9 protein-coding genes are annotated in these 12,314 nt (G+C 60.1%); 4 read left to right on the top strand and 5 right to left on the bottom strand.

Annotation, left to right across the window (positions count from 1 at the left end; translation table 11 throughout):
* Positions 1-33: 33 nt before the first annotated feature.
* Both AWM79_RS20795 and AWM79_RS20790 read right to left on the bottom strand, forming a co-directional pair.
* Positions 34-1,779 carry an ABC transporter ATP-binding protein gene (locus AWM79_RS20795; RefSeq protein WP_060783687.1) on the bottom strand — a complete coding sequence of 582 codons (1,746 nt, stop codon included), beginning with the start codon at positions 1,777-1,779 and terminating at the stop codon, positions 34-36.
* Positions 1,776-3,560, bottom strand: coding sequence for an ABC transporter ATP-binding protein (locus AWM79_RS20790; protein ID WP_060783686.1), 1,785 nt, complete (start codon positions 3,558-3,560; stop codon positions 1,776-1,778). The genes AWM79_RS20795 and AWM79_RS20790 overlap by 4 nt, the downstream gene beginning before the upstream one ends.
* 244 nt (positions 3,561-3,804) lie before the next feature.
* Here AWM79_RS20790 and AWM79_RS20785 point away from each other — a divergent pair, with 244 nt between their 5' ends.
* Positions 3,805-4,647 carry a class I SAM-dependent methyltransferase gene (locus tag AWM79_RS20785; RefSeq protein ID WP_060783685.1) on the top strand — a complete coding sequence of 281 codons (843 nt, stop codon included), beginning with the start codon at positions 3,805-3,807 and terminating at the stop codon, positions 4,645-4,647.
* Between the two features lie 11 nt (positions 4,648-4,658).
* The gene (locus tag AWM79_RS20780; RefSeq protein WP_082712654.1) at positions 4,659-5,615 is read left to right on the top strand and encodes a helix-turn-helix transcriptional regulator; all 957 of its coding nucleotides are present in this window, start codon (positions 4,659-4,661) and stop codon (positions 5,613-5,615) included.
* Between the two features lie 37 nt (positions 5,616-5,652).
* Here the strand turns inward: AWM79_RS20780 and AWM79_RS20775 are convergent, their stop codons facing one another.
* The gene (locus AWM79_RS20775) at positions 5,653-7,656 is read right to left on the bottom strand and encodes a TonB-dependent receptor (protein ID WP_060783683.1); all 2,004 of its coding nucleotides are present in this window, start codon (positions 7,654-7,656) and stop codon (positions 5,653-5,655) included.
* A 147-nt stretch (positions 7,657-7,803) separates the two neighbouring features.
* Between AWM79_RS20775 and AWM79_RS20770 the strand changes: the two genes are divergently transcribed.
* Together AWM79_RS20770 and AWM79_RS20765 are read left to right on the top strand one after the other, a co-directional pair.
* Positions 7,804-8,739: a helix-turn-helix transcriptional regulator gene (locus AWM79_RS20770; protein WP_017133626.1), complete on the top strand. Its 936-nt coding sequence runs from the start codon at positions 7,804-7,806 to the stop codon at positions 8,737-8,739.
* Positions 8,740-9,203: 464 nt separating this feature from the next.
* Positions 9,204-10,595: an MFS transporter gene (locus tag AWM79_RS20765; RefSeq protein WP_060783682.1), complete on the top strand. Its 1,392-nt coding sequence runs from the start codon at positions 9,204-9,206 to the stop codon at positions 10,593-10,595.
* 56 nt (positions 10,596-10,651) lie between these two features.
* Here the strand turns inward: AWM79_RS20765 and AWM79_RS20760 are convergent, their stop codons facing one another.
* Positions 10,652-11,878 carry an MFS transporter gene (locus tag AWM79_RS20760; RefSeq protein ID WP_060783681.1) on the bottom strand — a complete coding sequence of 409 codons (1,227 nt, stop codon included), beginning with the start codon at positions 11,876-11,878 and terminating at the stop codon, positions 10,652-10,654.
* A 46-nt stretch (positions 11,879-11,924) separates the two neighbouring features.
* Positions 11,925-12,311 (bottom strand): ectoine synthase, encoded by a 387-nt coding sequence (locus AWM79_RS24600; RefSeq protein WP_082712652.1) that lies wholly within the window; start codon positions 12,309-12,311, stop codon positions 11,925-11,927.
* Positions 12,312-12,314 lie beyond the last annotated feature (3 nt).

Here is a 12,314-nt window from a genome sequence, read left to right as displayed (position 1 = left end):
GTACTCGTGCCGCGCCAGGGCGGCATGCGGGGTTCAGGTGTTCAAGTGCCAGTGGCGTGCCAGGCTTTGTTGCCGCCACAGGTGGCTATAGAGACCGCCCAGAGCCAGTAGCTCGGTGTGGCGTCCACGCTCGACAATGCGTCCACAGTCCATCACCAGGATCTGGTCGGCGTGCTGGATGCTGTGTAGACGGTGCGCGATTACCAGCACCGTGCGTTCCCGTACCAGTACATCGAGGCCCTGTTGGATAGCGGCTGCCGAGGACGGGTCGACGCTGGAGGTGGCTTCATCAAGGAGCAGGATCGGGCTGTTCTTGAGCAGGGCGCGGGCTATCGACAGGCGCTGGCGTTCGCCGCCGGACAGCCAGCCACCGCCTTCGCCGATGCGCGTGGCGTAGCCTTCGGGCAACGCCTGGATAAAATCGTGGGCTTGCGCCAGGCGCGCGGCCTCGATCACCTCGGCTTCGCTGGCGTCGAGGTTGCCCACCCGCAGGTTGTCCAGGACGCTGCCACAGAACAGTGTGACGTCCTGGAACACCATGGAAATATGTTCCTGCACCCGTGCGCTGCCGATCTCGCGCACGTCGATGCCGCCGATACGCAGTTGGCCGCTGTCGACCTCCCAGAGGCGCGCTACCAGGTGGGCCAGGGTGCTTTTACCGGCGCCGCTGGGACCGACCAGCGCAGTGAGCGATCCGGCGGGCAGGTGGCAAGACAGGCTGTCGAGCACGCGATTTTCGCGTGTCGGGTAACGGAAGCTGACATTTTGCAATTGAATGTCGAAAGCTTTAGGCCGACGCGGGATGGCCGGTTCAGGCAGGGGCGCCTGGCTCAACAACTGTGCGGTACGAGACAACGCCAAGTGGCCGAAACGCAGCAGCAGGGTGGCGAAACCCAGGTCAAGGGCTTGGCGATACAGCGGTAGGGCCAGTACGTAAAACAGCAACAGGTCCGCCAGCCCCTGGCGCCCCGGCTCGATCAGTAGGCAACCGAGCAATACCGTGAAGATATAACCGGCCTCGATCACCAGCCCGAACAGTGCAATCCAGGGCGCCGGCTTGAGTTCGATGGCGATCATTGTCCGATGCTGGGCGTCCAGCACTTTGTTCAAACGCTGCAGGGCGCTGCCAAAACGGCCAAAACTGCGAATCACCGCGATGCCCTGCAGGTAATCCTGCAGCGCGGCCTGGGTCCGGTTGTTGCTCGCCAGCATGCGCTCGGCGTGGCGCATGGCCTTGCGGATTGCAACCCACATTGCCAGCCCCGCGAGGGGCAGGGTCAGCAACACCCATGCGGCCAGCAGCGGTTGCAACCAGAACAGAAAAACCATCAGGCCAGCCAGTTGCGCCAGGGACAATGCAAACACCCCAAGAAAGTGCGACCAGAGGTTTTCCACCAGTTCCAAGTCACTGGTGACCTGTGCGCTGATTTCACCGCTGTTGGCCTGGCCGAACCAGCCCAACGGCAGGCGCTGCAAATGGTCGATCAGGCGCAGGCGGGCAGTGGCCATCATGGCGTAGGCACCGGTAAAGACCAGCGGAGTGCCGAGTGCGCCGACCACAATTCGTGCCGCCAGGCAGGCGATCATCGCCAGGGCCAACACCAGGATGCCGTGATAGTCGGCGCGACCGTGGAACAACTTGTCCAGCAACATATACAGCAACGGGTAGAGCGCCGCGCTCAGCAGTCCTTCGAGGGCGGTCAGGCGCAGGCCTTGGCTCAGGCGAACGTCACGTTCGCCAGCCAGACGCTCGCCGGCACGCATCAATGGACCGATCATGCGGGTACTCCCGAGACGTTGAGATGCCAGTGGCGAATGCGCGTGTGGTCCTGCCAGAGCTGTTGGTAAAGCGGGCAGGTGTCGAGCAGTTGCGCATGACGGCCAATACCGCGTACTTGCCCTTGATCGAGCACCACGATGCTGTCTGCCGCAGTCACGGTATGCAGGCGGTGGGCAATCATTAACACGGTGCGGCCCCGGCAGAGGTTGGCCAGGGCTTGCTGGATCAGGACTTCGCTATCGCTGTCGGCATAGGCGGTGGCTTCGTCGAGAATCAGCACCGGTGCGTCCTTGAGCAGGGCACGGGCAATTGACAGGCGTTGGCGTTCCCCCCCGGACAACTGCGCGCCACGCTCACCGATGGGTGTTAGGTAGCCTTGGGGCAAGCGTTGGATAAAATCATGGGCACACGCGGCGTGTGCGGCGGCGTGGACCGTGGCCAGGTTGGCTTCGGGGCGTGCCAGGCGCAGATTGTCGAGTACGCTGCCATCGAATAGATGGACGTGCTGAAAGACCGTCGCCACCTGTTCCAGCAAGGCGTCCAGCGGCCAGTCCCGCAGGTCGGTGCCGCCCAGTGTGAGATGGCCGCTATCGGCGTCGAACAAGCGGCAGACCAATTGGGCCACGGTGCTTTTGCCTGAGCCACTGGGGCCAACCAGCGCGGTCAACTGGCCGGATTGGGCGGTGAAGCTGACACCGTCCAGCGCCTGGCGCTCGCCATAGGCATGGCGAACATCTTGCACACACAGATGCAACGGCGCTTCGGGGACGTGCGCGGTGGGGCTGTTTTCCAAGGCAGGGCATTGCAACACCCGGTTGATGCGGGCCAGGGCGGCGTTGCGTTGGATCAATTCGCCCTGAATGTAGGTCAGGCGCAGCAGGGGCATCAATACGGCGGGAGCCAGCAATAAAAACAGCAGGAGGGTGTCCAGGCTGATCTGCCCCTTGAGCAGCAGCAGGGTACCCAAGGGCGCGACGACGATCAGGTTAGCGCTCAGCAGGCCGGAAAACACCACCCAGAACAGTGAGCTTTTACGTGCGAAGCCGGCTACCCAGGCAGCTGCCTCATGGATGTCGCGGCTCAGGGTGCCAAAGCGCAGACTGGTCAGGCCGAAGCTCTTGACCACCTGGATGCCCCGCAGGTACTCGCTGAAACTGCGGGAAATGCGCTGTTGCAGAAGGTGCCATTGCGCCATGCGTGCCGTGGCGCCTTTGATCATGAGTGTCTGCGCCAACAGGGCCAGCGGCAGCGGGGCGATACAGGCCAGCGCCAAGCGCCAGTCGATGGCCGCGAGCACGATCAACGTCAGTGGCGGGGTGACGAGCGCGGACACCGCATCGGGCAGCAAATGCGCAAAAAAGCTTTCCAGTGCACCCACGTCATCGTTAGCGATACGGCGCAGGTCGGTGCTGTTGTGCCGAGCGAAAAAGCTCAAGGGTACCTCGCCCAAATGTCGGGCGATGCGCCGGCGTAACTGACGCAGCAACTCGAACGCGGCCAAGTGGGCGCACACATGACTGGCACTTATCAACAGCCAGCGCAGCATTACCGCGCCCAGAGCCGCCAGGCCCCAGTGGAGGACAACCGTTGAGTCCGGCTGCGCCGCCAGCAGTTGTCGAGCGATCTGGTAGACGCACCACAACGGCACAATACCGAACAACGTAGAAACCACGGCGCTAGTGATTGCCAGGCCGAACAATCCGCGAGCGAGTGCCAGCAACTTCATGACTGTCAGCGGTTGCCCTGTTGGCACTCTGGCGGCTTTGGTTGGTTTCTTCATCCGGCACTCCGTTGGCTGGTGGCTTGCGTGACGGGCTCGGCACACATCGGTGGCGCAGAATAAAGCGGCGTGATAGCGATTAGGATCACAAAGGGTTTACGATGAGCACAATTAGGTTAATAGTTATTGTTCTCATTAATACTTGGATGTTTCCCCGCGCTACAGTTCTTCTCGTGGCGCGCAGATCCCTCCGACCATTGCCCGTATGATGCGCCCGGCAGCGGGTCTATCTGGAGAAACGTGGATGAATTCAGCAGTGCAACCTCAGCGACTGGTACCCGGTCTTTCCGGCGTTCCGGAGACCATGCTGATGACGGTATGGAACCGTGCCGCATTTGCCCAAGGGGCTGATCCATTGTTGGATGACCCGGTGTTGCTGCAACTGATCGAACGCATCGACTACGACTTTCAGGGCCGCTTCGGCAAGGCCCAGGCGGCCCATGGCATTCGATCGCGGTATGCCGATGACCGCGTGCGGGATTTCCTGTTGCGTTACCCCGACGGCACAGTGGTTGCCCTCGGCGAAGGCCTGGAAACCCAGCTGTGGCGTGTCGATAACGGTCGGGTGAAGTGGTATTCGGTGGATCTGCCTGAAGCGATCGAGACGCGTCGTGCGTTTCTCCCGGCCCATCCGCGCAATACGTTGTTGGCGTGTTCGGCTCTGGATCGGCAATGGCTGGAGGTGGTCAGCCAGCAGACGCGGGGGCCGGTGTTTGTCACCGCCGCCGGGCTGCTGATGTATTTTCAGGCAGCCCAGGTACTGGATTTGTTGCAACGATTGGTGCGACGTCTGGGGCAGGGCGAATTGTTTTTCGACTGTATTCCGCCCTGGTACTCGCGCAAGACCTTGAAGGGACTGGCCATGACGCCGCGCTACCAGGTTCCGCCGATGCCGTTTGGCATCGCCTTGGGCGAGCTCGAATCCTTCGTGCACCAAGTGCCGGGGCTACAGGTGGTGCAAGCCTTGACCTACGGCGAGCCCTGGCCTCGCTATATACGCGCCCTGGCATTACTGTCGCGCATTTGGCCGCTGCGCCAGCGTTTGGCCCCCGCGCTGGTGCATTGCCGTTTCACCCACCATGACTGAGGGACAACCCTATGTCGATTGTTACCACCTTGCGTCCCAGTGCCCCTACGCTGGAGCAGCATAATCAGTACATGCCGGGCATCGTCTGGAGCGAAGTTCACGACGGTGTACGCATTGGGCTGGTGGACGGTTTTCCTGCTCGGGATGTGTGTCGCCAGGTCAATGTGGATCGGCATTTATCTCTGGCGATGATGATCAAGGGCAACGGCCATTTCCTGATGGAAGGCGTGCCTGAGCTGTGTACCTACGATTCGGGTTATTGCTACCTCAGTTGTGCCTGTGAACCGTTCACCGGTATGGACTTTTTTCCGGCCTATCACGACCTGAAACTGGCGATTGTGCATTTCAGCCTGGAGTGGCTGGAGGTCTTCGCACCGTTGATGGCCAGTGGCAAGGGCAGCGGACACTGGTTCTCCCATCCTCAGCGCCAGGCTGGCGTGCTGCGCCTGCGCATGACCGCCGAGGAGCAACGGATTGCCGGGTGTTTTATGGCCGACGGCGTGCCGGACAACCCGCTGCAAGGTCTCAAGGCTCATGCTCGGACCATGGAGTTGCTCTGGGGACTGGCGCGCCGCCTGACGGCTGAAGGTATTGAACTTGAACCAGCGCCGTTGTCCCTCGATACGCCAGCGCCGCCGCGCATCAACCGGCGCGAGCGGCGCCTGTTGCTGGCGGCGCGTACCTACATTCAAGAGCATTGTCTGGAGCCGCTGACAGTCCCCGAAATCAGTCGCATGGTAGGCATTGGGCACGGTGTGCTCAAGCGCCAGTTCAACGAACTGTTCGGCACCAGCGTCTACAGCTACGTGCTTGATTGTCGGTTGGAGCAGGCCGGCAAACTATTGAGAAGTTCGGATTTGCCGATCAAGGAAGTGGCCTGGCGTTGCGGGTTTTCCCATAGTAGTCACCTCTCGCGCCTGTTTCGCCAGCGTCATGAGATGTCGCCCAAGGAATACCGCCAGGCATAAAAGAAAGGGCTGGTTGGCCCCTTCATGCAGGGCGGCTTCAGAAGGCGATTTTACTGCTGACACCCAGTTCACGCCCTTGACCTGGCTGACTGAACAGGTTACCGGTGGAGAGGTAGGAGTAAGTGCGGTAATCCTTGTTTCCCAGGTTGTTGCCATACAGCGCCAGTTCCACGTCGGGCGTGGGTAGCCAGGAAAGCCGTGCATCCACGAGGCTGTAACCCCCCTGGGCAACCTGGTTATCGACATCGAAGTCGTGTTTGCCGGTGTAGCTCAGGCCGACGCTCGGACGCAACTCGCCCAACTGATTGCCGAAGAAGAAACTGCGTTCGGCCGACACGCGCAAAGTGCGGTTGGGCGTGTAAGTCAAATGGTTACCCTGGCGCTCGGAGTCGAGCATGCGGTTGCGGTTGACGGTGCCGGCGAGACGAATCGAGGTGGCGTCGTCGACGCGCCAGTCCAGCGACATCTGTGCGCCTTCGCTGCGGGCTTTGCCAATGTTGGCCAGCGATTGCGTACCGGTGCCGGCGGCCCCGATAAACTGCTGCACGTCATCAATATCGATGCGATACACCGCGGCGTTGAGCCATACGCGTTTGTCCAGCAGGCTCGACTTGACGCCTATTTCGCTGCTCAGGGATTTTTCCGGTGAATAAGCCACGGCACCCGGGGTCATGGCGCCGATCCGATTGTAGCCGCCGGTCTTGAAACCCTGGGTGAGAGAAGCGTAGAGGCGTGTATCAGGCGTGGCCTGAAAGCCCAGGGCGATTTTCGGCGTGGTGCTGGTGAAGGTGTCGTGACCTTTATAGGTGAAGCCTGGGGTGTAGGTGGCGTTGGTTTGTACGTATCGGGTATCGGCCTTTTCCTCACTGTGACGAACGCCCAGGGTCAGGTCCCAACGCGGCGCGAGGTGCCAGGTGAATTCGCCGAACACGGCTTTCTCGGTGTTGTCGATACGACTGTCGGCGGCGCCGTACAGGCCGAACAACGGCGCGCTAGTGTCCGGTTCACGCTGGGAATGGCTGCGACTGTTCTGCCAGTAGAGACCGCCGACAGCATCCCAGGTGCGATCGGCCCCCTGAGTGGCGAGGCGTAGTTCCTGGCTGATGGTGCGCTGGGTTTCCGGCCAGAGGAAACCCAGGTCGCCGAACAGCCGCTCGTGGCGGTAGCTTTGCAGGGCCGTGATAGCGGTCAGCTTTAGCGCGTCGCTCAAGCTCCAGTCCATGGTGGCACTGCTGGTTTCTACCCGCCGTGTGTACTGCGACTCCAATAACGGGACGCTAGCCCGGCGTCTTTCATAGGTGGCATCGGCCAAGTATTGCTCGTTGTAGGAGGTCAGCCGATCACGGGCATAGGCCAGTTTCAGGTTGAAATCCGCGTTCGGGCGATAGGTCAGCGCCAGGTTGCCGCCGCCGTTGTCGCTGTCGCCGTGGTGAGGGCTGCGGGTCAGCTCGCCGTCGACGTCGTCGTGATAGAGCGCGCCCTGGAGAAACAGAGTGTCGTCCACCAGCGGCGTCGAGGCCGTCACGGCGACCTGGCGGTGCAAGTTGCTGATGCGGCTTTGGACCGTTGCGGTCGGGGTGTGGTCGGGTGGGCGTGTGATGATGTTCAGCGCGCCGGCTTGGGCATTGCGGCCATACAGCGTGCCCTGGGGGCCGTTGAGTAATTCGATGTGCTCGATGTTCAGCAGTTGCTGCTGGAACGTGCCCAGGTATTGCGGGACGCCATCGACATAGACACCCACCGGTGCATTGTAGGGATCGGACGAGGAGACACCGCGCAAACTCAGGCTGGGGAACAGCCCTGCGCCGGTATTGCGTACCAGCAACTCGGGAAACACTCGCTCCAGCTCACCGCTGTTGTAGACATTGGCCCGCTGCAAATCGGTCTCGGTGGCAACCGACAAGGCGAGATCGGTCTGGTCCTGCGCCTGTAGCCGTTTGTTGGCGGTCACTTGCAGCTCGGGCAAGGTCAAGGCGTTGTCCGCCAACGCGTAGCGGGTAAGGGCGAACAGGATCGCCAGGCTGGATAGAGCGCGCAGCATGAGAAGGCCTTGGGATAGATGAAGTGACGCTATCTTCTGGAGATGGCCCTTGCAGTGCGCGTGTGATCGGGGTCATTGTCCGCGTGATCGGAACTATAATTGATAAGTGTTATCATTTGTACTATGTTCCCAAAGAGCAGCTTCTCCATGAGCCTTAATCATTACTGCGCTGACTATGAACTGCCCAAAGTGTTGACCGAGGAAGTGGGGGACGAGCTCGACATCCGCCTGATCGAGTGGCAGGTGGATGAAGACCGCCACCTCGACTCCTCTTGCGAGGCTTCGTTGACGGTGTCCTATCACGCCAACTGTGCTGGCTGGCGGCAGTTTGCCGATACCCCGGCGTTGAGTTGGCGCAAGGACCATTGCTCGCTGTTTCATTCCACCCGTGGGGTCAAGGGCGTGGGCTTCGTGCCTGCCGGCACGCGTTGGCGCGGGGTCAATATCAGTTTCGCCGCCCACCGTCCGGGGCTACTCGAACTGGCTACACAGCTATTCGAATTCACCGGCAATTGGGAAAAGACCAGCACCTCGGATAACGCCGCACGCCTGGCCCAATTCCCGGCGCCCCAGGTGGTACGGCGCATCGGCCAGGAAATGCTCGGTTGCCGACTCCAAGGCGTAGCCCGGGACCTGCTCCTGCGGGGCAAGGCCTATGAAATGCTCGGCCAGCTCACCGCGCATATCCAGGATCTGGAGCACTTTAACGGCGTGAACAGAGGCGGGCGCGATCTGGCACGGGTCGAGCGGGCGCGCGCATTGCTTCAAGCACACCCCGAGCACGACTGGACCATCGAAAGCCTGGCTCAGCGCGTCGAACTCAACACTCGCAAACTCAAACAAGGCTTTCGCCAGCTCTACGACAGCGGCGTTTATGGCTGCCTGCAAAAAATGCGCATCGAACGCGCGGCGCAACTGTTGCGCGAACAAGGTCGCGTGAGCGACGTGGCGGCAGCGGTGGGTTATACCAATGCCAGCCATTTCGCCAAAGTGTTCCGTCGGTACTATGGGGTCAATCCGTTGCATTTCAGTACATCGAATGCTGAGTGTACCGACCTGCCACCGCGACTCACCGCCGGCTGAACCCTGGCGCACAGGGTTGTCCGCCCAGCCAATACTTCGCCCTCCGTTCCTGCGAGCTGTCGCTAGTGGCCTGTGTGGTGAGTTCTATGAGTCCATTTCGGCGCCATAAATCCCTGACTTGCGTTGCTGTTCCTCGCCATAGCCCGGCTATGACTCGTCACAGCGCCTTGGCCATGGACTTATGGCATCCGAGGCCTTTGGCGACGCCACCTCCAACGACCGAGTAGCGGCGGTACGCGGCATGGGCGTTGATTGCCGCTACCGAGATAACCGCCATAGCGGTGAGTCCCTAAACGACTACGAGGACCAGCCGATTATTCACTATTTCGAGTCTTGTTCGTTCGATAGCATCCCTTGCAGGCACCGTGTCATCGACCCAGGCGAGACTTCTGAATCATTCGCCCTCATGCTGCCCCGGCCCTGACTCATCCAAGCACAATAAATTCAAGAAATTGGGGTGAACAATGAATGACTCCAGAATGCGGGTGGGCCGCTTTCGCTGGCTGGTAGCGACTCTGTATTGCCTGGCATACATGGTGGCGGGGGCTGATCGAGCGAATATCGGCGTGGTCCTGCCCTTTATCAAACAAGAATATGTACTGAGCAATACCGACATCGGCGCCATGGCCAGTCTGTTTTATATCACCTACGCCGTTGTCCAGATCCCAGCCGGTTATTACTTCGGTAAAGTCGGCATTCGCACATTGCTCACCGGCTCGCTGATCCTGACATCGCTGGCGACGTTGTTGATCGGTTTCACCCAGAGCGTCCTGCAACTGAAGATGGCCCGAGCGCTGCTGGGCGCGGCCGAAGGTCCGATCGGTATCGGTATTATCGCCATCATCAATCGTTGGTTTCCGGAGCGGGAGAAAGGCTTTGCGACCGGCCTCTATATGTCCGCGATCAAGACAGCCCCGGCGTTCGTGCCACCGCTCTGCGCACTGTTGATCCAGCTATATGGCTGGCGCGAAGTGTTCTACCTCTTCGCCGTTCCGGGATTTTTCATTGCCGCGCTGTGGTACTGGCTGGTCAAGGACGAACCTTCGCAAAGCAAATACTGCTCGCAACGCGAGGTCGAATATATCCAGGAGACCGGCGCAATCCACAGACCTGATGCATCGAGGCCGCGCGATGATAAGGACAGGCGCTGGCTGGACCGCTTCATTCGTTCGCGCGATGTGCCGCTACTGGATAACAATCGCGATATCCTGCTGTCGTGGAACAACTGGGCGTGTACATTTGGCTACTTCCTGATGGTCGGTATCGCCTATTCGATCATGACGTGGGTGCCCACCTACCTGTTGAACGTCAAACACTATTCGATCATGAGCATGGGGTTTGTCGCCTCGGCGCCGTGGGTGGGCGCGATCATCGGTAATTTGCTCGGCGGTTGGCTGTCGGATCGGCTTTTCGACAAGCGGCGCAAACCGGTGATGTTGATGACGGCGGCATCGACGGTGGTGATGATGTACGCCTTGATTCACTCGCCAGCCGACCCCATGCTGCTGGCCTCACTGTTCATGTTGGCGGGTGTTTTGCTGAACCTCGGGTATTCGACTTTTCTGGTCTACCCGATGGGCCTGGCCTCTAAGGAGAAGGTGCCGTTTGCCGCCGCGGTGGTCAATACCGGCGGCTCGCTGGGGGGCGCGTTTGTACCCTTCGTTATCGGGGTCATCCTGGACAGCTACAACTGGGACTATGTGTTCGGCTTCCTCAGCATCTGCTCGCTGACCACATTGGCGCTGGTACTGACCATGATCGAGCCTCGGCGTTTTGCCACGGTTGTCAGGACTGTCGAGCATGCGAAGGCAGAGTTGATGTCACAGGGCGGTGGCCGTTTGCATTTAAAGCGCTGATATAAAATCTGCGCCGTCGAACGTCCGCCCCAACGTTGAAAGCCGGCTCGGAATGCTCATTTTCCGGCTTTCTGGTCAGCCTCAAGGGTCGAAGTCACGAGTGGATCGCGTGCCTTGGCAAACCACCACAGGGTGGCTGTCCCCAGAAGGGTCGTCAGTATGGCCAGAATCAGGATCACCTGCTGCGTGCCCAAAGGCGTCGCCAGCAACGCCACCAGCAAGCCGGCCAAAGGTTGCGAGAGGTTGTTGAGCAAGGTGATGACGCCCACGGTCTTGCCGAAGTCCCGAGGCGGAATCACCCGTTGGCGGATACTGCGCATGTAGACGTTGAACATCTTGTCGAAGCCGACAATCAGCAGAAAACCCACCACGTAGCCAATCAGGTTCGGGCTCAGGGCGCTAATCAAGGCCCCTGTGGCGATCATGGAGTAACCGACACCGCCCAAGAGCCGTGGAGGTAGGGCCACCCTGGCGAGACAGAACAGGATCACTATGGTTGTCACGGCGCTGGCTGCCTGTAGTCCCGCGTAGTCATCCTTGCTGGCGCCATACTGACCGAGCACCATGGCGGCAGAAGTGGCCAGGGTGACGCCAACGATCAGGTTGACGCCTACCGCCAGAGTAATGATCTTTTTCAACTCCGCCAGCTCGCGGATATGCCCGAAGGCGATTCGCAGAGGCTGCAGCCAGATATCTTGATGCTGCTCGAACACCTCCAGCGTAATACGGCTGAGGCGTTGCCATGCCAACATGCTCAGGTCGGCCAGCAGGAACAGCCCGGCAATCCACAGCACTACCCAGTGCCAGGCCCATACCTCCAGCATCAGTGCCGCCACCAGTGGCCCGAGGACCAGCCCGGTCTGGTCGGCGATCTGCGAGTAGGACAAGGTTTTGGTGTAGCTGTAGTGCTCAAAGATATGCGGCATCAGCACTTCGCGAGCCATGATGCCCTGGGTGGTCAGTACCCCGCACAGTGCCGATAGCACCACTACCCAAGCGATGCCACCAAAGACTCCGTGGAGCGTCATCGCCAGCACACAAAGCAGCGCCCGATAGACCTGGCTGATATGCAGGAGCCTAATCGGCGAGTATTTGTCGCACAGAGCACCACACAACGGAAATGCGAGAAATCGTGGCAGCGATTCGACGAAAAACGCCAGTCCAGCCCAAGACGCGCTGTTGGTGGTCTGAAACACCACCAGCGGCACAATGAACAACAGGATCTGATCCGCCAGCCTCGATAGAAACAGCGAGATAAAAAAAGCGAGGTAATCCTTACGCATGGAAATTCCCTGGGAATAAGCGATGTAGCATGGCGGTCGGGGACCGTCAGTAGGCCGACCCCGAAGTGTCATTGAGATTATGCCGCTCATCACCGCGCAGTGGCGGGTTGAAGACGCTGACTAGAATCAAGTCTTGTTCTTTGCCTCCGCGCAGGAAATGGCGATCATGCTGATCGAGCGCATACACGTCTCCGGGCCGGATCGGATAGACATTACCTTCCATATCTTCAACTTCGCCTTCCCCCGCGATGCAATAGCACGCTTCCAGATGATTTCGATAATGCAGCAGAGACTCCGTGCCCGCGCGGACAACGGTGTGACACAATGTAAAGCCCATAGCGTCTCGCTCAGTGAGCAGGCGATGGCTAGTGCCGGCACCCCACTCGACGAAGTAAGGGGTTTTCTCGACATCGGATTTATTGCGAATGAACATGTG

Origin of the sequence: Pseudomonas agarici (genome assembly GCF_001543125.1) — a bacterium.
Classification (GTDB): domain Bacteria; phylum Pseudomonadota; class Gammaproteobacteria; order Pseudomonadales; family Pseudomonadaceae; genus Aquipseudomonas; species Aquipseudomonas agarici.
The sequence above is the reverse complement of the archived record's forward strand: the minus strand, read 5'-3'. Positions and strand labels throughout refer to the sequence as shown.

What these genes read in the sequence shown, in the direction of transcription:
- AWM79_RS20795 (WP_060783687.1), bottom strand. Translation starts at nt 1,779, where the DNA reads ATGATCGGTCCATTGATGCGTGCCGGCGAGCGTCTGGCTGGCGAACGT.
- AWM79_RS20790 (WP_060783686.1), bottom strand. Translation starts at nt 3,560, where the DNA reads ATGAAGAAACCAACCAAAGCCGCCAGAGTGCCAACAGGGCAACCGCTG.
- AWM79_RS20785 (WP_060783685.1), top strand. Translation starts at nt 3,805, where the DNA reads ATGAATTCAGCAGTGCAACCTCAGCGACTGGTACCCGGTCTTTCCGGC.
- AWM79_RS20780 (WP_082712654.1), top strand. Translation starts at nt 4,659, where the DNA reads ATGTCGATTGTTACCACCTTGCGTCCCAGTGCCCCTACGCTGGAGCAG.
- AWM79_RS20775 (WP_060783683.1), bottom strand. Translation starts at nt 7,656, where the DNA reads ATGCTGCGCGCTCTATCCAGCCTGGCGATCCTGTTCGCCCTTACCCGC.
- AWM79_RS20770 (WP_017133626.1), top strand. Translation starts at nt 7,804, where the DNA reads ATGAGCCTTAATCATTACTGCGCTGACTATGAACTGCCCAAAGTGTTG.
- AWM79_RS20765 (WP_060783682.1), top strand. Translation starts at nt 9,204, where the DNA reads ATGAATGACTCCAGAATGCGGGTGGGCCGCTTTCGCTGGCTGGTAGCG.
- AWM79_RS20760 (WP_060783681.1), bottom strand. Translation starts at nt 11,878, where the DNA reads ATGCGTAAGGATTACCTCGCTTTTTTTATCTCGCTGTTTCTATCGAGG.
- AWM79_RS24600 (WP_082712652.1), bottom strand. Translation starts at nt 12,311, where the DNA reads ATGTTCATTCGCAATAAATCCGATGTCGAGAAAACCCCTTACTTCGTC.